This is a genomic window from Halomonas sp. DP8Y7-1 (assembly GCF_019801685.1).
GTDB classification, from domain to species: Bacteria; Pseudomonadota; Gammaproteobacteria; order Pseudomonadales; family Halomonadaceae; genus Halomonas; species Halomonas litopenaei_A.
Window position 1 is genome coordinate 448,313 of the sequence record NZ_JAHVIN010000014.1, and the last position, 20,757, is coordinate 469,069.

General features: G+C 62.3%; 18 protein-coding genes. 6 read left to right on the forward strand and 12 right to left on the reverse strand.

Annotation, left to right across the window (positions count from 1 at the left end; all coding sequences use genetic code 11):
• Positions 1-157: 157 nt before the first annotated feature.
• From pnp to KUV41_RS18960, 4 genes are all read left to right on the forward strand, one after another.
• Positions 158-2,290, forward strand: coding sequence for a polyribonucleotide nucleotidyltransferase (gene pnp / locus KUV41_RS18945; RefSeq protein ID WP_222484430.1), 2,133 nt, complete (start codon positions 158-160; stop codon positions 2,288-2,290).
• A 101-nt stretch (positions 2,291-2,391) separates the two neighbouring features.
• Positions 2,392-3,600, forward strand: coding sequence for an MFS transporter (locus tag KUV41_RS18950; RefSeq protein WP_224851887.1), 1,209 nt, complete (start codon positions 2,392-2,394; stop codon positions 3,598-3,600).
• Between the two features lie 63 nt (positions 3,601-3,663).
• Complete coding sequence (locus KUV41_RS18955) at positions 3,664-3,903, forward strand: hypothetical protein (protein WP_206942497.1); 240 nt, start codon at positions 3,664-3,666, stop codon at positions 3,901-3,903.
• The gene (locus KUV41_RS18960; RefSeq protein ID WP_222486989.1) at positions 3,893-5,392 is read left to right on the forward strand and encodes a sodium:solute symporter; all 1,500 of its coding nucleotides are present in this window, start codon (positions 3,893-3,895) and stop codon (positions 5,390-5,392) included. The genes KUV41_RS18955 and KUV41_RS18960 overlap by 11 nt, the downstream gene beginning before the upstream one ends.
• Before the next feature lie 88 nt (positions 5,393-5,480).
• Here the strand turns inward: KUV41_RS18960 and KUV41_RS18965 are convergent, their stop codons facing one another.
• From KUV41_RS18965 to KUV41_RS19005, 9 genes are all read right to left on the reverse strand, one after another.
• On the reverse strand, positions 5,481-6,656 hold the full coding sequence (locus KUV41_RS18965) for an acetyl-CoA C-acetyltransferase (protein WP_206942501.1): 1,176 nt from the start codon (positions 6,654-6,656) through the stop codon (positions 5,481-5,483).
• A 209-nt stretch (positions 6,657-6,865) separates the two neighbouring features.
• Positions 6,866-7,546: an HAD-IA family hydrolase gene (locus KUV41_RS18970; protein ID WP_222486990.1), complete on the reverse strand. Its 681-nt coding sequence runs from the start codon at positions 7,544-7,546 to the stop codon at positions 6,866-6,868.
• Between the two features lie 52 nt (positions 7,547-7,598).
• Positions 7,599-8,906, reverse strand: a complete 1,308-nt coding sequence (locus KUV41_RS18975) for a TRAP transporter large permease (protein WP_222486991.1) — start codon at positions 8,904-8,906, stop codon at positions 7,599-7,601.
• The gene (locus KUV41_RS18980) at positions 8,903-9,508 is read right to left on the reverse strand and encodes a TRAP transporter small permease (protein ID WP_206942505.1); all 606 of its coding nucleotides are present in this window, start codon (positions 9,506-9,508) and stop codon (positions 8,903-8,905) included. Before KUV41_RS18980 ends, KUV41_RS18975 begins: the two co-directional genes overlap by 4 nt.
• 57 nt (positions 9,509-9,565) lie before the next feature.
• A complete protein-coding gene (locus tag KUV41_RS18985) occupies positions 9,566-10,579 on the reverse strand; it encodes a TRAP transporter substrate-binding protein (RefSeq protein ID WP_222486992.1) in 1,014 nt (337 codons plus the stop codon).
• 87 nt (positions 10,580-10,666) lie between these two features.
• Positions 10,667-11,647 (reverse strand): 2-hydroxyacid dehydrogenase, encoded by a 981-nt coding sequence (locus KUV41_RS18990; RefSeq protein WP_222486993.1) that lies wholly within the window; start codon positions 11,645-11,647, stop codon positions 10,667-10,669.
• A gap of 117 nt (positions 11,648-11,764) precedes the next feature.
• A complete protein-coding gene (locus KUV41_RS18995; protein WP_222486994.1) occupies positions 11,765-12,736 on the reverse strand; it encodes a sugar kinase in 972 nt (323 codons plus the stop codon).
• Entirely contained in the window at positions 12,733-13,779 is a 1,047-nt protein-coding gene (locus tag KUV41_RS19000; RefSeq protein ID WP_222484444.1) for a LacI family DNA-binding transcriptional regulator, read from the reverse strand. The genes KUV41_RS18995 and KUV41_RS19000 overlap by 4 nt, the downstream gene beginning before the upstream one ends.
• 380 nt (positions 13,780-14,159) lie before the next feature.
• Positions 14,160-14,852: an HAD family hydrolase gene (locus KUV41_RS19005; RefSeq protein WP_206942510.1), complete on the reverse strand. Its 693-nt coding sequence runs from the start codon at positions 14,850-14,852 to the stop codon at positions 14,160-14,162.
• Between the two features lie 282 nt (positions 14,853-15,134).
• On the opposite strand from KUV41_RS19005, the gene KUV41_RS19010 reads away from it, so the two are divergent.
• Positions 15,135-15,416 carry a DUF4235 domain-containing protein gene (locus KUV41_RS19010; RefSeq protein ID WP_222162134.1) on the forward strand — a complete coding sequence of 94 codons (282 nt, stop codon included), beginning with the start codon at positions 15,135-15,137 and terminating at the stop codon, positions 15,414-15,416.
• Positions 15,417-16,028: 612 nt separating this feature from the next.
• On the forward strand, positions 16,029-17,114 hold the full coding sequence (locus KUV41_RS19015; protein WP_222486995.1) for a hypothetical protein: 1,086 nt from the start codon (positions 16,029-16,031) through the stop codon (positions 17,112-17,114).
• A 148-nt stretch (positions 17,115-17,262) separates the two neighbouring features.
• Here the strand turns inward: KUV41_RS19015 and fba are convergent, their stop codons facing one another.
• From fba to KUV41_RS19030, 3 genes are all read right to left on the reverse strand, one after another.
• On the reverse strand, positions 17,263-18,327 hold the full coding sequence (fba, locus tag KUV41_RS19020; protein WP_206942515.1) for a class II fructose-bisphosphate aldolase: 1,065 nt from the start codon (positions 18,325-18,327) through the stop codon (positions 17,263-17,265).
• Positions 18,328-18,393: 66 nt separating this feature from the next.
• Positions 18,394-19,572, reverse strand: a complete 1,179-nt coding sequence (locus KUV41_RS19025; protein ID WP_222486996.1) for a phosphoglycerate kinase — start codon at positions 19,570-19,572, stop codon at positions 18,394-18,396.
• Positions 19,573-19,642: 70 nt separating this feature from the next.
• On the reverse strand, positions 19,643-20,668 hold the full coding sequence (locus tag KUV41_RS19030) for a type I glyceraldehyde-3-phosphate dehydrogenase (RefSeq protein WP_206942519.1): 1,026 nt from the start codon (positions 20,666-20,668) through the stop codon (positions 19,643-19,645).
• Positions 20,669-20,757 lie beyond the last annotated feature (89 nt).

The following is a 20,757-nucleotide window of genomic DNA, read 5'->3' on the forward strand; positions in this document are numbered from 1 at the left end:
AAGGGCAGTCCTTCGGGGCTGCCCTTTGTCGTTTTTGGCCGCAGTAGGGGAGGCCAGGCAGGTCCTTTGTCCTTTGTGGTGGCCCTCGCGGGTCTGACCCCCTAAAATAGTGCGCGAGTCAAAACGACCCAAACATCGAAAAGTAAAGGAAGTCGCCGTGAATCCGGTCAAAAAGACGTTTCAGTACGGTCGCAGCACCGTCACTCTGGAAACCGGGCGTATCGCCCGCCAGGCCACCGGTGCCGTGATGGTCACCATGGACGACACCGTGGTGCTGTGCACCGTGGTGGCAAGAAAGGAAGCCAACCCCAGCCAGCCTTTCTTCCCGTTGTCCGTTCATTACCAGGAAAAGACCTACGCGGTCGGCAAGATTCCTGGCGGCTTCTTCAAGCGTGAGGGACGCCCCACCGAGAAGGAAACCCTTACCTCTCGACTGATCGATCGTCCGATCCGTCCGCTGTTCCCCAAGGGCTTCATGAACGAAGTCCAGGTGATCTGCACCGTGTTGTCCACCGATCGCAACCATGATCCGGATATCGCTGCGATGATCGGCACCTCTGCCGCTCTGGCCATTTCCGGTGTGCCGTTCAATGGCCCCATCGGTGCTGCACGCGTGGCCTTCAACGAAGAGCGCGGCTACTTCCTCAACCCCACCGTGGAAGAGCTTGAAGGCTCCGAGCTGAACATGGTGGTCGCAGGGACCGAAAAGGCCGTGCTGATGGTCGAGTCCGAAGCAGAAGAGCTGCTCGAGGACGAGATGCTGGGCGCCGTGCTGTTCGGTCACCAGGAGATGCAGACCGTCATCCAGGCGATCAACGAGCTGACCTCCGAGGCCGGCAAGGCCAAGTGGGAGTGGCAGCCTGCCGCCGAGAATACGCCGCTCAAGGATGCCGTCGCCCAGGGCTTCGAAGCCAAGGTCGGCGAGGCCTACCGCATCACCGACAAGATGCAGCGCCAGGATGCCCTGTCCGCGCTCAAGGCCGAGGCCGTCGCGCAACTCGCCGGTGAAGAAGAGGGCAAGTTTGACGCCTCCGAGGTGGAAGGCGCCTTCGCCGGTCTCGAGAAGCGCGTGGTGCGTGCTCGCGTGATCAAGGGCGAGCCGCGTATCGACGGTCGCGACCACAAGACCGTGCGTCCGCTGGCCATCGAGGTCGGTACCCTGCCCAAGACCCACGGCAGCGCCATCTTCACCCGTGGCGAGACCCAGGCGGTGGTCGTCGCGACCCTGGGCACCCTGCGTGACTCCCAGCTGATCGAATCGCTGGAAGGTGAGCGCAAGGACCGCTTCCTGCTGCACTACAACTTCCCCCCCTACTCGGTGGGCGAGGCTGGCTTCATGGGCGGTCCCAAGCGTCGCGAGATCGGTCACGGTCGTCTGGCCCGTCGTGGTGTCCAGGCCATGCTGCCGGCGGAAGAGGACTTCCCCTACACCATTCGCGTGGTCTCCGAGATCACCGAGTCCAACGGCTCCAGCTCCATGGCCTCCGTCTGCGGCACCTCGCTGGCACTGATGGACGCCGGTGTGCCGATCAAGGCGCCGGTGGCGGGTATCGCCATGGGCCTGGTCAAGGACGCCGACGGCTACGCCGTGCTGACCGACATCCTCGGCGACGAGGATCACCTCGGCGACATGGACTTCAAGGTGGCCGGTAGCGCCGAGGGTGTCACCGCCCTGCAGATGGACATCAAGATCGAGGGTATCGACGAGCAGATCATGGAAACGGCCCTGAACCAGGCCCATGATGCGCGCATCAGCATCCTCGAGCAGATGAACACCGTGATCGCCGAGAGCCGCGCCGAGGTGTCCGACAACGCGCCCTCCATGGCCACCATCAAGATCGACCCGGACAAGATCCGCGACGTCATCGGCAAGGGCGGCGCCACCATCCGCAAGATCTGCGACGATACCGGCGCCTCCATCGACCTGGACGACGACGGCACTGTTCGCATCTACGCCGAGGACAAGAAGGCGGCCAAGAAGGCCATCGACACCGTGCTGGCGATCACCGCCGAGGCGGAAATCGGCAAGCTGTACCGCGGCAAGGTGGTGCGTATCGCCGACTTCGGCGCCTTCGTCAACATCATGCCTGGCACCGACGGCCTGGTGCACATCTCCCAGATCGTGCCAGAGCGTGTCAATGACGTGCGTGATTACCTGAACGAAGGTGATGAGGTGGTGGTCAAGGTGCTCGACATCGACAACCGCAATCGCGTCAAGCTGACCATCAAGGAAATGACCGAGGAAGAAAAGGCGGCTTTTGAAGCTGAGGAAGCCGCTGCCGAGGTCTGATGACGGCAAGCCATCGACGCCCCCGTTGCTGACGCCGCGGGGGCGTTTTTGTGTTACGCCCCTGATCGTCAAGTGCGCAGGGGATGAGGTTTGAGGCAAGCATGAGTGATGAGGGTAGTGGCTCTGGCATGACGACCGTCACCCAGCGACGAGACTGGTGTGCCGTGTTCAGCGTAATGGCAGGTATCTTCCTGCTGGTCACGGCAGAACAGCTGCCTATTGGGTTGCTATCGCAGCTCGCTACGTCGCTGGATGTCAGTGAAGGGCAGGCAGGCCTGATGATTACGGTGCCTGGCGTCGTCGCCGCCTTTGCCGCGCCTTTGCTGCCGGTCGCGGTAGGGCGCCTGGACCGACGCTATCTGCTGACAGGCCTCATGCTGGTCATGACCATCGCCAGCGTGCTCGGCGCGCTGATGGACAGCTTCGCAGGGCTGTTGGCGACTCGCGTGCTCATCGGCTGCTGTATCGGCGGTTTCTGGGCCATTGCCGGTGGTTTGGCCGGCAGGCTGGTCGCGCTGGAGCATGTGCCGAGGGCGATGTCATTCATTTTCAGTGGTGTGGCAGCGGCGACGGTGTTGGGCGTTCCTGCGGGCACCTGGCTTGGGGGTGTCACTGACTGGCGTATTGCCTTTGCCGCCCTGGGTGGGCTGAGCCTGCTGGTGTGTCTCTGTCTATGGCAGCTGCTGCCGTCCTTGCCCGCGCAGAAACCGGTTCGTCTGGTAAGCCTGGGCGGACAGCTGAAACTGCCAGGCGTGTGTATCGGTGCACTCGCAACTGCCCTGATCGTGGTCGGTCACTTCGCCGCCTATACCTTTATCAGCCCCATTTTGCAGCGACTCGGGGGAATCCCATTGAGTGATGTCTCGCGTCTGTTGCTGCTGTTCGGTGCTGCCGGTCTGATGGGCAATTTCATTGCCGGTGGGCTGGCGGGCCGCCAGCCGTATCTGACGGTGCTATTGATTCCTCTGGTGCTGGCTGGGGTGGCGCTGGGCTTTCCGTGGTTTGGCGTCACCGCGACCGGTGCAAGCGCGCTGTTGATGCTGTGGGGGTTTGTGTTCGGTGGCATTTCGGTCAGCCTTCAAACCTGGATACTGCGCTCGGCGACCAATCCGGAAGCGGCCACCGCCATGATGGCCTTCGTCTTCAACCTATCGATTGGTCTTGGCGCCCTGTCCGGCGGGCGGGTGGTCGATAGCTGGGGACTGTCGTCGGTACTCCTGGCAGCGGGTGGCCTGTTCTCCCTCGCCGCTTTGCTGGTGCTGGCGACACCCTCACGCGTGGTGGGCCGTCAGCGATCCTCCCACGGGTGAGGGCGTACAACGGCCTAATCTTGCGTGTTTCTTTTCATCAAGTATCGAACGTGAGGAATGCTGATGCTTCCATCCTTCGTGCGCCCGTCCTCCTGGCGAGGCTGGCTGTTGCTGGGGATCTTTGGGGTGATCGTGCTGGCCGGTGTGTGGCCCGTGATCGAATGGATCAACCGGGCCGAGTTGGTGCTGGGCGTCCCCGCTATCGTGGCCTGGAGCTATGTGATCTTGCTGTGCTGCGTGCTGGCGATGCTGCTGGGAAATCGTTTGCTTCGAGAGAAAGGAGAGGATGACGGTGAGCACTGAATGGCTGCCGCTTGGTCTGACATTGGGCTATGTTCTGGTGGCGATGGTGATTGGTCTGGGTGGGCATCGTCGCGGATCCCGCTCGGCGTCAACCCTGGAGGAATGGGGAGTCGCAGGCCGCAGCATGGGGCCGGTCACACTGTATCTGTTGATTGCCGCCGGTAGCGTCAGTGCCTACACCTTCATGGGGGCACCGGGTTGGGCCTATGCCAAGGGCATTCCGGTGTTCTATGTGGTGGTCTATCTGGGGTATCTCGCGCTGGTAGCGTGGTACTTCGGGCCCAAGGTATGGGCCTTTGGCGCCCACTTTGGCCACGTTACCCAAGCCAGCGCCATCGCCGATCGCTATCAGAGTCGAGCGCTTGGTGCTCTCGCTGCGCTGGTGATGGCGGTGGGGTCATTGGCCTATGCGGTGCTGCAGACGGTCGGCTCGGCTTACATTTTGCACGTGATGAGTGGCGGCCTGATACCGGTATGGGCGGGGGTTGTGGTCGTCCTTGGCGCCATTGCTGTGTATCTCACCCTGCGTGGTCAGCGTGCCATCGGCCGCACCAATGTGTTTCAGGGGGTGCTGATGTTCGTGGTGGCCTGGATAGTAGGCCTGTGGGCCACCCATGTCTTTACCGGTGGCTGGCACTTTGCCGATGTCTATCAGCAGGTCCTTGAACAGCGTCCCGAGTACCTGACGCTGCCCGGCGCCGGAGGCGACATGAGTTTTGCCTTCTGGACCACATCGATCATCGTATCCATGCTGTCTTTCATGCCGCCGGTATGGACCCAGTGGATGAGTGCCACTTCAGCGCGTTCCCTGCGTCTCGCTGCCACCTGGCTGCCTAGCTACTACCTGGTGATCCTGCCGTTGGTGACGGTGGGCTTTATCGGCGTATTTGCCCTTCCTGGTCTGGATCGAGCGGACACGGTGGTACTCGAATATGCAATGACGCATCTGCCTGTGGTGCTGGTGGGTCTGCTGGGTGCCGGGACTCTGGCGGCCTCCATGTCGTCTTCGGAGCCCTTTATCCATTCCGTGGCACTGAGCCTGAGTCGCGATGTGATCGCGCCCTGGGCCGGGTGGTCAGATGAGCGGGCGGGGCAATGGGCGAAGCGCCTGGTGGTCGCTCTGATGGCTCTGATCATTGCCCCTCTGGCCATTGCTGAGCCAGGTAGCCTGGTCATGATCCTGCTGATTGGTCTGGGGTTCGCCTCGCAGGTGGTACCGGCATTTATTGGCATGTTCTTCTGGCCCAGAGCGAACGCGCCAGGGGTCATCGCGGGTATCCTCGCCGGGTTTATCGTGACGGTGACCTGCATCACGCTGTGGCCGCATCCGCTGGGTATCCACGCTGGGTTCTGGGGGATGATGATCAATCTGCCGGTGTTCGTCGGCGTGACGCTGATGACCTCGCCCACCGACCCGGCGGTGGTCGACCGCTTCTTCCGCCTTGCGGCCCCCTGGTGGACGACGCGTGGCGTGCGGGCAGAAGCGTGATCACGCCTGATGTCGTGTTACCCAGACATGCAAAACCCCCGCCGTTGGCGGGGGTTTTGCTGTGCTTCCACTGTGGTCGACCTGTCGATCAGCGCTCGATGGCGAGCGCCACGCCCTGACCACCGCCGATACACAGGGTGGCCAGGCCTTTCTTGGCGTCACGGGCGATCATCTCGTGGACCAGGCTGACCAGGATACGGCAGCCGGAGGCTCCGATCGGGTGACCGATAGCGATAGCGCCACCGTTGACGTTGATCTTGGAGGTGTCCCAGCCCAGTTCCTTGTTGACGGAAAGTGACTGGGCGGCGAAGGCTTCATTGGACTCGATAAGATCCAGCTCTTCATGGGTCCAGCCGGCCTTTTCCAGACAGCGGCGAGTGGCCGGTGCCGGTCCGATGCCCATGATGGCGGGGTCAACACCAGCGTTGGCGTAGGCCTTGATACGGGCCAGCGGCGTCAATCCGAGTGCTTCTGCCTTGGCAGCGGAACAGAGCATGACGACGGCGGCGCCATCGTTGATGGAGGACGCATTGCCAGCGGTCACGGTGCCATCTTTCTTGAAGGCGGGGCGCATGCCACCAAGCTTTTCCGCGGTGACCTCGCGCGGGTTCTCGTCGGTGTCAAAGACGACCGGGTCACCCTTGCGCTGCGGGATCTCGATAGGAACGATCTGCCCCTTGAAGCGGCCTTCCTTTATGGCTGCGGCCGCCTTCTGCTGAGAGGCAGCGGCAAACTCATCCATGTCTTCGCGAGTGATACCGTATTTTTCTGCCAGGTTTTCGGCGGTGATGCCCATGTGGTAGTTGTTGAAGGCATCCCACAGGCCGTCATTGACCATGGAGTCGACCGCTTTCCAGTCGCCCATGCGCTGGCCGGTGCGCGAATTTGGCAGCACGTGGGGTGCCAGAGACATGTTCTCCTGGCCACCGGCGATGATCACCTCGGCGTCACCCAGCATGATCGCCTGAGCACCCAGGTGCAGCGCCTTGAGGCCGGAACCGCAGACCTTGTTGATGGTCATGGCAGGTACGGCGTCGGGCAGGCCTGCCTTGATCGAGGCTTGGCGTGCTGGATTCTGGCCTACTCCCGCGGTGAGTACTTGCCCCAACAGAACTTCGTCGACCTCTTCCGGCTTGATGCCGGTCTGCGCTATCACGTCCTTGATCACGGCGGCTCCCAGGTCGCTGGCGGGAATGCCGGCGAGCGAGCCTCCGAAGGAACCAACGGCGGTACGACGTGCAGCAACGATCACCACTTCTTGCATGGAGTGTCTCCTGACTTGTAGGGGCTGTCCCGTCAGCATAGGGAGCCTTGTGCAGCGCGGCAATCCCCGGATGCCGGGTTTCTACGGGGGACTTTAGTATAGCTACCGGGTCTGGTTTTGGAGGCGTTGTGGCCAATCGCGCATAGAGGCAAGGCTCCTCTCATCAAGCCAATACGGATGTATGGTGAGGGGAGCCGCCCCGCGGTGACTTACATCGTGGCCTTGGCGGCGAGGCGCTCGATGGTGTCGACCAGCTGGTCTGCATGGGTAATACCCACCGCCCCTTCCGGGGTGTCTTCTTCTTCCGGGAAGTGGTTGATGTGAATCACCTGCATTCCTGCCTTGAGGCCCGCTTCGACACCGACGGCGGCATCATCGATGACGACGCAGTGCTCGGGGGATACGCCCATGGCCTCTGCAGCGGCTAGGTAGAGTCCCGGGTCCGGCTTCCATACACCCAGCTCGTAAGCGCTGAAGAGGTGATCGCCGAAGTGCGGGGCCAGTCCGGTGGTTGCCATGGCCAGTCGAATCTTGGCGATAGGGCCGTTGGAGGCTACCGCCTTGGGGTGGTCGGCCAGGGCGTCCAGCGCCTGCGGGATACCCGCTATCGGCACGAGTTCCTGCTCCATGCGCTCGGCCATGTTGGCGCGCAGGCGATCTTCCATGATCTGACGCTGGTCGTCAGCCAGCGAGCCGAAACGGCTTTCCAGCTCCTGCACAATGTCGAGAAAGCGGACGCCGCGAAATTCCTCCATGTACTGTTCTGCGGAAAACGGCAGGCCAAAGGGCGGAAAGGTGTCGGCCATGGCACGCGCCAGCAACGGCTCGCTGTCTACCAGGGTGCCGTCGGAATCGAACAGCAGGCAAAGGGGCGGCTGAGTCTGGGACATGGGTTCCTCATAGATGGAGCGGCGACCGCGTCGACGGTCGCCACCAGGATGGTCAGACAAAATCCGGTGCAATCAGACGGGGTATGGTCAGCACGATGTCGGGGAAGACAATCAGCAGCAAAATGACCGCCAGCATGATCGACAGGTACAGCATGGTCGTGCCAAGCGCCTTGAGCAGGGGAATTCCCCCGATCTTGGCGGATATCATCAAGCACAGTCCATAGGGGGGAGTGATCAGCCCTAGGCCGAGGGCCATGACGGCGATGACGCCGAACTGCACGGGATGAACGCCCGCCTGCATGGCCAGGGGCTGGAAGATCGGTGCCATGATGGCCATTGCCGGCAGTGAGTCCATGAAGGTACCGATGACCAGCATGACCACCGTCATGATGATGAGCAAGGTGATCGGGTCGGTGATGTTGACGCCTTGCATCAGCTTGGGAGGTATCTGGTAGAAGCTGATCAGGTAGCCGAAGATGGCCGCGCCGACGAGGCTGAAGAGCGACAGCGAGCACAGCCGCACCGTGTCGGTGGACGCATCCAGTACTTGGCGGAAGCTCAGCTCACGATAGACGATGAAGCCCAGGGCCAGGGCGTACAGCACGGCGATCACGGCGGCCTCTGTCGGGGTGACGATACCCAGCGTGATGCCGCCAATGATGACTACCGGTATGCCGGCAGCCAGCAGCCCGTCCTTGCCGGAACTGGCCAGTTGTCGCCAGCTGGCGCGGGGACGCACGGGCACCTGGTAGCGTCGCACATAGCCGACGTTCATCAGCAGCTGTGCGATGCCGATCATCACCCCTGGCAAGATACCACCGAGAAACAGACCCGCAATGGAGGTGTTGGTCAGCGCTCCCCAGACGATCATGTTGATCGACGGGGGAATGATGATGCCCATCACCGATGATGCTGCCGTCACGGCAACGGCAAAGTGAGTGGGGTAGCCCTCTCGCTGCATGGCTGGAATCAGCACGGTGCCGACGCCTGCGCTGTCGGCCGTAGACGAACCCGATACGCCGGCAAACAGCATGCTGACCATGACATTAACGTGGGCCAGGGCGCCTTTGACATGACCCACCAGGCGCATGCACAGGGTGATCAGGCGATCCGTGATACGCGCAGCGTTCATCAGATTGCCAGCCAGCAGAAACAGCGGCACGGCGAGCAACACGAAGGAGTCCATGCCGTTGTACATGCGCTGGAACATGACCCAGTAGGTCAGGCGGGGGTCGAGTATCACCATGCCGACCGCCGTCAGTACCAGCGCCATGGCAATCGGCACGCCCACCACAATCAGTACGCCAAGCAGGCCGAACAGCAGCCACGGCAGGATATAGAGTGCATCCATGGAGATCATGAGGGCCTCCCGTCACTAGCGTCCTGAGAGGGCGTCTCCAAGGTCACCTGGTGACCTTGCTGCGCATCGATGGATTCCTGTACGGGATCCGGAGTGTTCATGGCAGCTTCCATGCTATCGAGGCCGTCGAGTGCGGCACGGACCAGACGTTCGATGGCGAACAACATGATGAACACGCCGCAGACCATGAAGGTGGCGTAGACGAAGATCATCGACATGCCGGAGGCCGTGGCGCTGCGACGAAGACCCGAGAGGGCGAACTCCTGGCCGTGCACGACGAAGATCGTGCCGACGGCAAGACAGGCAAGATCGCGTATCCAGCGGGTCAGTCGATCGGCGCGGGAACCTCGCGGAAAGGCTTCCAGCACGAAGTGATCCGCATGCAGCACGCCAATGGCGGTGCCGAGCATGATCATCCACTGGAACGCAAACCGGCTGAACTCTTCTGTCCAGTACAGGCGAGGCAGCAAAGGCAGGTTGCGGCTGACGATTTGATAGATGATCAGGGCGATAAAGCCGAACAGCAGGGCCAGCAATACCCAGTGCAGCAGTTTCTCCAGGGCGCGATTGATGCGCGCAAGAAGATCCAGGAAGAGCCTCATGGCTTCATCCTCTTGAGACGGTGGGCACCGGGGCAGGCCCCGGTGCTTGAAGGATCATTACTCGGCGTTGACGATCATCTGGTGGAGCTCGCTCAGCCCCATTTCGTCAATCACTTCGGCGAGCGGTTCACGTACGATCTGCTGCATCTGCTCGCGGTCGAGCTCATGCAGGGTGGCCCCTTCTTCCACCAGCAGCTCGAGTGCTTCGGCATCTTGTTCGAGCTGTACGCCGCGGGCGTAGCTGGCGGCCTGGCTGGCGGCTGCCATGACCGCTTCCTGCTGGGCATCGTCCAGCCGGTCCCAGGTCAGTTCCGACATGGTCAGCAAGCGCACGGTGATGTCATGCTCGGACAGACCGATATGGGGCGCTACCTCGTGGAAGCGCATGCGGTGGATCCACTCGGCTTCATTGAGCAGGCCATCAATGGCACCCAGTTGCAGACCGGTGTAGATCTCTTTCCATGCCATGACGGTCGGGTCTGTCCCCAGCGCCGACCAGGCGGTGATGAGGGGCTTGGTAGGATTGGTGCGCAGTTTCATGCCATCGAGATCATCGAGACTGTCCAGCGGCCGGCTGGAGACGATCTGGCGCTTGCCGCCACCAAAGAACGCCAGCACTTTCACGCCGGTTTCGGCGGTGATCTGGTCGGCGATTTCCCGGCCCACGTCGCCGTCCAGGACGGTCTGCCAGTGCTCCTGATCGCGATACAGGAAGGGAATGGAGAAGACATTGGCCGTGTCAGAGAAGTCGGTGATCAAGCCGGGGTTGACGATGGACATATCCAGGGCGCCAGCCATCAGCTGCTCAAACATCTCGGTCTCGTGGCCAAGCACGGAATTTCCCATGATCTGGACGCCAAGATCGACGTCCTGCTCTTCCAGCAGTTCCTTGAACCGGGTGGCGCCCAGGTGATAGGCGGTGTCTTCCGTGCCGCCATGACCAAAGCGCAGGTCGTAGGCGTGAACCGGGGCGGTAAGACTCAGTCCTGCGACCAGCGTGGCGCCGGCCAACAGGCTCTGGCCGAGGCGAGTCAGGGTAGTGCGGCGGGAGGGGGCGAGGGCGTGTGTCATGATTACCTCAATTATTGTGGTATGCATTTGGGGTGTTACAGGTGGAGCCGGTGAAACGGGAGACCTGCCGAAGCTGTCGCCCGGCGTCTATCCGTCGTTCAGTTCGTCTGCATTGACCGGGCTCAGTGGGCGTTGGCCGCTGAGCGCCAGGCGAATATTGTCGATAGCGCGCTGAGCCATGGCCGTGCGGGTTTCGTGAGTGGCGGAGCCAATGTGGGGTAGCGCCACCACGTTGGCCATGTGCGGCAACGGGGAGTCGGCGGGCAAGGGTTCCTTCTCGAATACGTCGAGACCGGCTGCATGCAGGGTGCCGTCCTTGAGCGCTGCAATCATGGCGGCTTCATCGACCACCTTGCCCCGGGCCACGTTGACGAAGATCGCTCCGGCCTTCATGCGGGCGAACTCGGCGGCGCCGATCAGCTTTTCCGTTTCTGCGGTCAGTGGCACCGTGACACAGACGATGTCCGCTTCTTCTAGCAATTGATCGAGCTCTCGGTGCTGTGCACCCAGTTCTGCGTCCAGTGCCGGCTTGGGCGAGGCCTTGGCGTAGAGAATCTTCATGCCGAAGCCCAGCGCACCGCGACGGGCGATGGCGGCACCGATACGCCCCATGCCGACCATGCCTAAGGTCTTGCCGTGCACGTCGGTGCCGAAGTGAGATTTGCCGATGCTTTCTGTCCACTTGCCTTGTTTGATCAGCTCGGCCAGCTCGATGGCGCGCCGGGCGGTACTCATGATCAACAAGAAGCCGGTGTCGGCGGTGGTCTCGGTCAGCACATCCGGCGTGTTACACAGCAAGATGCCGCGACGGGTCAGCTCCTCGACAGGGTAATTGTCATAGCCCACCGAGATACTGGCGATGGCCTCGAGCTGCGGGGCCTGATCGAGCAGGGCTGGAGTGATCTTGAGGCTGGCGCCGACCAGTCCGTGGGCCCGTGACAGGGCTTCCATGAACTCAGGGTCATCGGCATGGGTCACGTGAGGCAGGTAGTCGACCTCGAAGTCAGCGCGAAGGCTGTCGAGCTGATCGGCGCTGATCTCGCGAAACACCAGAATACGTCGGGTCATGGGGGACTCTCTTGTCGTTGTCGCGGTTGTTGTTACTGTCGTGGTCGGATAGCGGTCGGATCGTGGCTGCCAGTGGGGGTGTTGCCGCGAGGATGTCCCTGGCGGCAACGCCACGGCTCAGGCAGGCAGCGCGGCTTCCAGCTGGCCCAGCCGAGCACGACTCGGCAAGCCTTCCATGTCGCCCAGGACTTGCACCTGCGCGGCACCGATCAGGTTGGCGCGCTTGAGCGCCTCACGGGGGTCCAGGCCGTCCAGCATGGCGCTGACGAAACCTACCGCGAAGCCGTCGCCAGCACCGACCGTATCCACCACCTTGGCGACCGGCACGCCGGGTGCGGTGAAAGCCTCATCCTGACCTGTGAGACGGCCGCGGTAGAAACTGCCTTCAGGCCCCAGCTTGATCACCACCGCCTCGGCACCCTGGTCCAGGTAGAAACCTGCGATGTCATGGGCCGTGTCTTGGCCGGTCAACAACCTGCCTTCGGCAAGGCCAGGCAAGACCCAGTTGGCATGGGCGGCAAGCTCATTGAGGGTCGTGCGCATCTGCTGCTCGCTGGCCCACAGGGTGGGGCGGAGGTTGGGGTCGAACGATACGCTGACCCCGTGCTGGCGGGCCTGGCCCAATAGATGGCGCGATAGCGCCAGACAACTCGCCGATACGGCGGGCGTGATGCCGGTTGCATGGAGGTGCCGCAGCGATGGAATGTCGATCTGGGCTGCGTCCTCCACCGACATCTGGCTGGCGGCGCTGTTCTTGCGCAGGTACTCGACCTTCGGGTCGGCGCCTCCCTCGGCGCGTTCCTTGAACACCAGGCCGGTGGCATGGTCCGGGTCGGTGGTCAGATAGCGGCAGTCGAGACCTTCTTTTTCCAGCGTCGAGCGCAGATAGCGACCAAAGCTGTCGTTGCCGACACGACTCATCCAGCCGACGTTGAACCCCAGTCTCGACAGGCCGATGGCGACGTTGGTATCGGCCCCCGCGCAGCCGCGTGAGAAGCGTTCGACGTCGGCCAGATCGCCAGGCACGTCGGCAACGAACAGGGCCATGGCCTCGCCGAAGGAAAGAATGTCGGGAGTATCGTGGTTCATGATGAAATCTCGGGTGATGAAGAGGTGGCCAGTGGCCGCTGGGTCGATCCTCTCGGAACAAGGGTAGGGGCGAACATGTGGCGACGCGCTGCTGTCGCCTGATGGCTGCTGCGCTGCTTCAGACAGTCAACAGCAGCCTGGCCGATCAGGTCGGTAGGCTGCTCCAGCGTGGTGATGCCGGGATCGGTCAGGTCGCACCACTCTAGCTCGTCGATACCCATCAACCCGATCTCTCCCAGGGGGTAGCCGAGGTATTTCATCCGTCGTGCCACGGCCAGGGTGACCTGGCCGTTGGCACAGAGAACGGCGCAGGACGGATGAGGGTGATCCACATGACGGGCAAGCGCCGCGTCCAGCGCCTGGTGGTCTTTCAGCTCGAGCGCCAGCGTCTGTGCATCAACAGCGCGTGCACGACATTGCGTCTCAAAACGCTCCAGGCGGGCCTGGCGTGAGCTCGCCTGAGCTGGGGGCTCAGACACAAACAGCAGGCGGGTGTAGCCCTGCTCGACCAAATGGTCGATGGCCATATCGATGGCGGTGGCGTTATCCAGGCCCACCTCATCGACATCGACTCCCTTGAGCGAACGGTCCAGCAGCACCATCGGAGTTCCGCTCGCCGCCAGCTGTGCGAGCGCATCGCTGTGGCGGCCCGCCGCATTCACCACCAGCCCTTCGATACGATAGGAGGACAGTAACGCCAGCTGCTGGCGCTCCTGATCAAGGTCGTTGTCGCTGTTGCATAGCATGAGCGACAGCCCGGCCTGTCGGCAGGCCTTTTCCACGCCGTGCATGATGGCGACTGAGTACGGATTGTGGATATCGGCAACCAGCATGCCGATCAAGCCTGAGGGACCTCCTTTGAGTCCTCTGGCCATGGGGTTCGGTTGATAGCCCAAGGCCGTTGCCGCCGCCACGATACGCTCCTGCATGGCCGTAGACAGGCGCTCGCGCTCACCGCTGTAGTAGCGGGACACACTGGTCTTGGAGACCCCAGCTTCGCGGGCAACTTCCAGAATCGTGGCGCGGTGTTGTCGTTGGTTCATGCTCTGGCAGAGTCTCAGGCGGGGTTGATGGCGCGAAAAAGATATGGGTTCAAGAGGTATCCATGGCGGCGGCGTCACGCCACTCTGGGTCAAAATGGGAACGTTCCCATATGGTGCAAAGCTTAGGCGTCAAGGCGGGCGTCGGGCAAGGCGTCAGGGCTTAGACAAAGGTCGGGTGTGACGCGCATCAATGAAAAGGCCCGGCAGCAAGCCGGGCCATGAAAAGCAGAAGTGAGCGAGCTTAGGGCAGCGCTGAAGTCATCAGCCGAGCGGCCCAAGGCGACCGCCGCGCAGATCCGAAGCCTATGCGGTATAGCTGAGAAGTTCGAGCAGCGCGCAACCCAATGAATCGTGGTCGCAGGCCTTTATGCGGTGTTTTCTTAGCCGCTGGATATCATCGAGTGGCGGTTGCGGTCGCGCTGGAGGCGGCCGATGACGGTGGGCAGTTGAAACATGCTGGTGATCATGTGGGCGCCCTCAGGGGTCTCCTCTGCATCGGCAAAGCGATTGAGGTGTATCACCGTCATGCCGGCGGCTAGGGCCGCCTGGACACCAACGATGGCATCGTCGATGGCCACGCAGTCCTCGGCGGCGAAGCCCATGATGCTTGCCGCGTGAAGATACAGGCAGGGATCAGGCTTCCAGCAATTCGCGGTGTAGCCGCTGAAGAGCCGGTTGCCAAAGACCTCCGTCAAGCCGACGGTGGCCAGGGACGTGCGTACCTTGTTTTCAGGCCCATTCGAGACCACGCCCATGGAATAGCGGGATAACGCCGCCAGCGCTTCGGTGGCGCCGGCAATTGGCGTCAGGTCGGTGGCCAGGCGGCGGTTGAGGTTGGCACGCATGCTGGCTTCGAGAGACTCGAGGTGGTCGGGGTCGACACGGCCATGCTGAGCCTCGAGCGCCGCGACGATATTGCGAAACCGCGCCCCGCGAAAATCGCCCATGTAATCTTCGGCCCTGAAGGGAAGGCCGGCTGCAGTCAGGCTGACGGCCATTTCTGCCGCCAGTAGTGGCTCGCTGTCTACCAGCGTGCCGTCACAGTCAAATAGAAGGCATAGAGGGCGGGGCATGGGAGCGACCTCGCGAGTCGTGCAATAGCGTTATCGAACAGTGTTGCAGATTTCCGCGGAGTCTGCCTGTGTTCGTAGGCGAAAACCATAATTTTTGAACACTGTTTTCTCACGCTGCGCATTGTGCACTATTGCGGTGCATGAATGACCGGTTTGAGGGGAGGGGGCGGTCTTGGCTATGCTGATTTGGCGTGATGTTCGACATCTCACATTCGGGGAAGGAGTACCCGTTTGATTTGCCCGCCAGTGAAGCGGGCATCGTCAGCGTTCAAGGAGGTAAATGTGAAGGAAGAAACACTGTGGTCCATTGTCGGATCCGTCGCCGCGGTAGGGGCCAGCCTGATGTCGAGACAGGCAGCCGAGAAGACGTATCGCAAGGTGGCGGATGCCGAGCCGCCGGATAATCCTGAGCGGGACGACGTGCGCTGGCGGGACGCGCTGCTATGGGGCGCTGCCACGGGAGTCCTAGTGGGCGTAGCGCGGGTCGTCGGGCGCAGCGCCGGCAACAAGGCCCTCGCTCAGCGCCGGCGCTCGCGGCACCGTCTGCCTCGACCCGGCAAGTAGACGTTTCGCGGGTGTGGTTGTGTGTCTGGCGCTCAGGGCGCCAGACACCTCCATGATGCCTGGCGGTGCCCCTCATGACGTGACCTTCCTCTGGGCCTAGCCCACCAGCTCCACCGCTTTCGCGCCGCGCATGCAAAAGCCTTGGGCGATGGCGGCTGTCCCAGCCCAAGCCCAAGCCCAAGCCCAAGCCCAAGCCCAAGCCCAAGCCCCAGCCCCAAGTCTCCCGGGAGGCGGATAACGCATTGTCCGCGGAGACGTTCCGGGTGAGCCCTTATTTTCCTGTCTCAGTAGCGCTTGCCCGGGTCGATGCCCCTGTCAGCCAATGGCCTCCCCTCCTGAGAGCCCTCGCTAGTCACTGCGCTGTAGTGCGCCATGTCTATCGCTTGGGCACAGCTATGTCTCAGGGGAAATGATGAGATGTGTTTCACTCGCGGAGAGCTCCAGCGTCCGACAAGAAGGGCGTGCCTTCGAGTTGCCCTGAACAAATGCGCCACCCGCCGCAGGGTCAAGATCGTGTCATGACCTAGACGGCTGGCACCGCGCGCTTCCCCGAGTGGACGAGATCATTTATCGACATGAGTAGAAAGACATGAGTAGACGAGGGCCGCGACGATGACGCCGCTTTGGAAGGCATACCGGTTCGTGCGCCGCGAAAAACGCACTGCCGAGGCGGCCTTGTCTCGGGAGGCGCTGATCGACGTGCTGGACCGTGCCCGGGACCGGGGAATCTCTCTGAACCCGCGACCCTCCGCCGGCATGACGGCGCTAGGCTTGCTGTGCTTGTTGCTCGGGACGTTGGGCTTTGTCATTACGCTGGCGGGGGGGCTCTCCTGGCCGTGGCTATTGCCCCTGGCGGTGATCGGGGTGGCTCTGCTTGGGTTTGACTTCCATGCCACCGAACATGTCGCCGCCTTTCTGCGTCAGCTGGTGCAGCGCGCGGCAGAGCTGGATTTTCGCCTGGCCGAGCCGGACGTGGATCTTGGCGCCATGCTGGCGACGCTGCGCGGCAAGATCACCGATTTTCAGCGGACATACTCAGACAATGGCGAGCTGCTCTATTGTCGCAAGGCGATCGATGACCGTGTTGCGGGTGAGTACTGGGTTTACCGGTTTGCCTATGACGAGGGTACGGACAAGGACCGCCGCACCTACTATCGCAATGGTCTGATCTGCGATCTGCAACATGTCGCGGCGGTGGATCTTTGCAACCTGCGAGAGGGGAAATGGCGCCCGCTGCATCATGGCAGTACAGGTGAGGTGTGGGGAGAAGGCGACTTCGCCCGTTACTTCGTCGCCTGTACGGAAGAGAGCGAGGCACTGGCGGCGTTTCTCTCCGGCGATGTGATCGATACGCTGGTGCGGCTGGCGCGAAGCCTGCCCGATCTCAATGTGCAGGTGACACGGGATCACTTGCTGTGTCTGTCCTGGTCGGGAGAAGACCCCTATGCGCGTCTGTTCGAGCCTGTCGCCGCCAATGGTCCGTCCCTGGCGCCCTTCACCGCCAGCCATGCACCGGGTGAGGATCCCGATGAGGTCTATCGGTCTCTGGAGCGCCGACTGCGTGCTCCGCGCCAGCTGACAGCGCTGGAGCCGGTGTTGGACGCCATTGCGGATATTCGTGCAGACCTGTCACTCGCCACGCACAGAGCGGACAGCAACATTCCGTTGAGGCGGCGCCTGGAAGACGCTACCGACTAAGCCACAGGGTGATGGCTGTGGGCTGCGGATCAGTGAGGTACCGTCTGCGCTCTGATGAATCAGCGCCTGCCCCGCAGCCGATACTACAACGCCCTCGCCACCTTGGGAGGCGAGGGCGTATCGATCCAGCGGGCTGCTCGCGGTGGTGTTACTTCACCTTGGGGTCCAGCTCTCCGCGGGCATAGCGCTCGAACATGTCGTCCAGGCTGATCGGCTTGATCTTGCTGGCATTGCCGGCAGTGCCGAAGGCCTCATAGCGGGCGATGCAGATATCTTTCATGGCCGTCACGGTCAGCTTGAGGAACTTGCGCGGATCGAACTCTGCCGGGTTTTCAGCCAGGAAGCGGCGCACGGCACCCGTGGAGGCGAGACGCAGGTCGGTATCGATGTTGACCTTGCGCACACCGTGCTTGATGCCTTCGACAATTTCCTCAACCGGTACACCGTAGGTCTCGGGAATCGCCCCGCCGTGGGCGTTGATGACCTGGAGCCATTCCTGGGGCACGCTGGAAGAGCCATGCATGACCAGATGGGTGTCCGGAATACGCTCGTGGATTTCCTTGATGCGCTGGATCGACAGCGTGTCGCCGGTCGGCGGGCGAGTGAACTTGTAGGCACCGTGGCTGGTGCCGATGGCGATTGCCAGGGCATCGACACCGGTGGACTTGACGAAGTCAGCCGCTTCTTCCGGATCCGTCAGCAGTTGGTCATGGCTGAGCTTGCCTTCCGCGCCGATACCGTCTTCTTCGCCGGCCATGCCGGTTTCCAGGCTGCCCAGGCAACCCAGCTCGCCTTCCACGGACACGCCACAGGCATGGGCCATATCGACCGTGCGGCGAGTGACGTCGACGTTGTAGGCGTAGTCGGTAGGCGTCTTGCCATCTTCGCCGAGTGAGCCGTCCATCATGACCGAAGAGAAACCGAGCTGGATGGAGCGTTGGCACACCGCGGGGCTGGTGCCGTGATCCTGGTGCATGACCACCGGGATATGCGGAAACTCTTCAACGGCGGCGAGGATCAGGTGGCGCAGGAAGGGAGCGCCGGCGTATTTACGCGCCCCTGCGGAGGCCTGCAGGATGACCGGTGAGTCGGTGGCATCGGCCGCTTCCATGATGGCGCGGACTTGCTCAAGGTTGTTGACGTTGAAGGCCGGGACGCCGTAGCCGTGTTCGGCGGCGTGATCCAGCAGTTGGCGCATGCTGACGAGTGCCATGGAGATACCTGAATCTATTAGGGGTAAGGGGCGTGCCGCAGGCACGCCCATGACGTAATCGGGTGGTTAGGCGCCAGTGGCCTGACGTGCCGCTGCTTCCAGGGCAGCGACCGCGGGCAGTTCCTTGCCTTCGACATACTCAAGGAAAGCGCCGCCACCGGTAGAGATGTAGGACACCTGGTCGGCGATGCCGTACTTGTCGATGGCGGCCAGGGTGTCACCACCGCCGGCGATGGAAAAACCGTCGCTCTGGGCAATCGCGTGGGACAGGGCCTCGGTGCCACCGCCGAATTGGTCGATCTCGAACACGCCCACAGGGCCGTTCCACAGGATCGTGCCGGCGCTTTTCAGCATATCGCCCAGGCGCGCGGCGCTCTCTGGACCAATGTCCAGAATCATTTCATTGTCCGCAACCTGGTCGACTGGCTTGGTGACCGCCTCTGCCGAGTCGGAAAACTCGGTCGCCACGACCACATCGGTAGGCAGCGGGATCTCGACCTTGGCCATCAAGGCCTTGGCTTTGCCCACCAGATCGGCTTCGTACAGCGACTTGCCGACGTTGTGTCCCGCCGCTGCGATGAAGGTATTGGCGATGCCTCCGCCAACGATCAGTTGATCGCACTTCTCGGACAGGGCGTTGAGCACCTCAAGCTTGGTGGAAACCTTGGAGCCACCGACAATGGCCGTCATCGGCCGTCTGGGCGTGGCCAGGGCTTTCTCCAGGGCGTCGAGTTCGGCGGCGAGCAGCGGGCCGGCGCAGGCAGTGGGAGCAAAGCGTGCGACGCCGTGGGTCGATGCCTGGGCGCGGTGGGCGGTGCCGAATGCATCCATCACGAACACGTCGCAGAGTGACGCATAGCGCTGGGCCAGGGCATCGTCGTCCTTTTTCTCACCCTTGTTAAAGCGCACGTTCTCGAGCAGTACGACGTCGCCGTCTTCCAGTTCCGGGGCCTGGTCCAGATAGTCGGTGACCAGTCGTACCGGACAGTCCAACAGGTCGCCCAGGTAGGCGGCCACCGGTGCAAGCGTGAACTCATCGGCGGGCTCACCTTCGGTGGGGCGCCCCAGGTGGCTCATCAGCAGGACCTTGGCGCCAGCATCCCGGGCGGCCTTGATCGTCGGCAGACTGGCGCGCAGTCGGGCATCACTGGTCACCTGACCATGCTTGACGGGTACGTTGAGGTCTTCACGAATCAGCACCCGCTGACCCTTGAGGTCGAGATCGGTCATCTTGCGCACGTTCATGTCGGCAGATCCTCGTCTGAACGGTCTGAGAGAGACATCGAGTAGGAAAGAATGGCCAGGGGAAGAGGCATCATGGTAACGCTCGGGGCAACTGGTTCAGGCGCGTGGCCACGTCGAGCATGCGGTTGGCGAAGCCCCATTCATTGTCGAACCAGCACAGCAGCTTCAGCAGGCGACCACCGGCCACCCGCGTCTGGGTGGCGTCTACGATACCGGAGCGCGGATCGTGGTTGAAGTCGATGGACGCCATGGGCTCCTCGGTGTACCCCAACAGGCCAGCAAGCCTGGAGTTGCTGGCCTCCTGCAGCAGGCGATTGACAGCCTGGGCCGAGGTATCGCGCTGCACACAGATCGACAGGTCCATGGCCGAGACATTGATGGTCGGCACCCGCACATGCAGGCACTCGAAGCGCTCTGCCAGGTGCGGCATCAGGCGGTTGATCCCCCGCGCCAGGCCGGTATCCACCGGCACGATAGACTGCATGGCCGAGCGAGTCAGGCGCAGATCGGTCTGGTGGTAGGCATCGATCACTGGCTGGTCGTTCATGGCCGAGTGAATGGTGGTCGTGACACCATGCTCGATGCCCAAGGCTTCATCCAGAATGGTCAGGATCGGCACCAGACAGTTGGTGGTGCACGATGCTGCCGAGATCACCCTGGCGGAGGCAGTCAGGTCGCTGTCATTGATGCCGGTGACGATGGTGGCGTCGACATCGCTCTCTGCGGGCTGTGAGAACAGCAGACGCCGGGCGCCGGCAGCCAGATGTCGCTCGGCGGTAGCGCGGTCCTTGAAGCTGCCTGAGCACTCCAGCACCAGGTCGATATCCAGCGCTTTCCAGGGCAGTCGGTCGGGCTCTGCCTCTGACAGCACGCGGATGGGGTGCCCATTGATCAGCAGGTGGCCATCGCGGCTTTCCACACTGCCAGGAAAGCGACCATGGGTCGTATCGTAGCGAGTGAGGTAGGTAATGGTATCGAGGCCCGATAGCTCATTGATGGCGACCACTTCCAGGGAAGGGTCATTGCGCTCGATGAGGGCTCGCAGGACGCACTGGCCAATGCGACCGTAGCCATTGATGGCAATACGCTGGGCCATGGGGCTCGACACTCTCCTGAGTGGGATGGACACAGGCGCGAGAGTCTATCTCAAATCGGCCCCCACGTCGCGGCTACTGGCCGCTTGTG

What these genes read in the sequence shown, in the direction of transcription:
- KUV41_RS19000 (WP_222484444.1), bottom strand. Translation starts at nt 13,779, where the DNA reads ATGAACCAACGACAACACCGCGCCACGATTCTGGAAGTTGCCCGCGAA.
- KUV41_RS18980 (WP_206942505.1), bottom strand. Translation starts at nt 9,508, where the DNA reads ATGAGGCTCTTCCTGGATCTTCTTGCGCGCATCAATCGCGCCCTGGAG.
- KUV41_RS18955 (WP_206942497.1), top strand. Translation starts at nt 3,664, where the DNA reads ATGCTTCCATCCTTCGTGCGCCCGTCCTCCTGGCGAGGCTGGCTGTTG.
- KUV41_RS18965 (WP_206942501.1), bottom strand. Translation starts at nt 6,656, where the DNA reads ATGCAAGAAGTGGTGATCGTTGCTGCACGTCGTACCGCCGTTGGTTCC.
- KUV41_RS18970 (WP_222486990.1), bottom strand. Translation starts at nt 7,546, where the DNA reads ATGTCCCAGACTCAGCCGCCCCTTTGCCTGCTGTTCGATTCCGACGGC.
- KUV41_RS19015 (WP_222486995.1), top strand. Translation starts at nt 16,029, where the DNA reads ATGACGCCGCTTTGGAAGGCATACCGGTTCGTGCGCCGCGAAAAACGC.
- KUV41_RS19005 (WP_206942510.1), bottom strand. Translation starts at nt 14,852, where the DNA reads ATGCCCCGCCCTCTATGCCTTCTATTTGACTGTGACGGCACGCTGGTA.
- KUV41_RS18995 (WP_222486994.1), bottom strand. Translation starts at nt 12,736, where the DNA reads ATGAACCACGATACTCCCGACATTCTTTCCTTCGGCGAGGCCATGGCC.
- KUV41_RS18990 (WP_222486993.1), bottom strand. Translation starts at nt 11,647, where the DNA reads ATGACCCGACGTATTCTGGTGTTTCGCGAGATCAGCGCCGATCAGCTC.
- fba (WP_206942515.1), bottom strand. Translation starts at nt 18,327, where the DNA reads ATGGCACTCGTCAGCATGCGCCAACTGCTGGATCACGCCGCCGAACAC.
- KUV41_RS18985 (WP_222486992.1), bottom strand. Translation starts at nt 10,579, where the DNA reads ATGACACACGCCCTCGCCCCCTCCCGCCGCACTACCCTGACTCGCCTC.
- KUV41_RS18975 (WP_222486991.1), bottom strand. Translation starts at nt 8,906, where the DNA reads ATGATCTCCATGGATGCACTCTATATCCTGCCGTGGCTGCTGTTCGGC.
- KUV41_RS18950 (WP_224851887.1), top strand. Translation starts at nt 2,392, where the DNA reads ATGAGTGATGAGGGTAGTGGCTCTGGCATGACGACCGTCACCCAGCGA.
- KUV41_RS19025 (WP_222486996.1), bottom strand. Translation starts at nt 19,572, where the DNA reads ATGAACGTGCGCAAGATGACCGATCTCGACCTCAAGGGTCAGCGGGTG.
- KUV41_RS19030 (WP_206942519.1), bottom strand. Translation starts at nt 20,668, where the DNA reads ATGGCCCAGCGTATTGCCATCAATGGCTACGGTCGCATTGGCCAGTGC.